This is a genomic window from Stenotrophomonas sp. HMWF003, from assembly GCF_003061285.1.
Classification (GTDB): Bacteria; Pseudomonadota; Gammaproteobacteria; order Xanthomonadales; family Xanthomonadaceae; genus Stenotrophomonas; species Stenotrophomonas maltophilia_AP.
The window spans coordinates 1-376 of record NZ_QAIW01000453.1 but is presented as its reverse complement, the minus strand read 5'-3'; the positions used below and the strand labels follow the sequence as shown (position 1 = coordinate 376).

Here is a 376-nt window from a genome sequence, read left to right as displayed (position 1 = left end):
GCACCGGCCAGCAACGCCACCAGCAGCACCCCCGTGGCGATGTCGAATCCGCCCAGGCGCAACGCCACGGCCGTGGCGCCCAACGCGAGCGGCAACGCCAGCAGCAGCGTTGACCACCACCGACGTCGGCGGGCCTGCCGCCAGCGCTGCTGCAGGGCGGCGATCATGCCGTCCCCCCGCGCCGGGGCGACGTGGCCAGCCAGCGTTCAAGCGCGAACAGCAGCACGATCAATCCGAGCAGCCACGGCGCGAGGTCGCGTGGTTGCGGCGTGGGCGCGCGGGCACCGCGCACGGGTGCGTGCGCGCTGGCGGCAACCCACTGCGGCGGGGCAACGGGGCGCACCAGGTGCAGCAGCTGCCGGGGGAAGTCCGGGTC

Annotated in this window: 1 pseudogene; it reads right to left on the bottom strand. The window is 75.3% G+C overall.

From position 1 onward, the window contains the following. Nucleotides 1–163: 163 nt before the first annotated feature. Nucleotides 164–376, bottom strand: a pseudogene (locus tag DBR34_RS21580) (hypothetical protein); the annotation flags it as partial.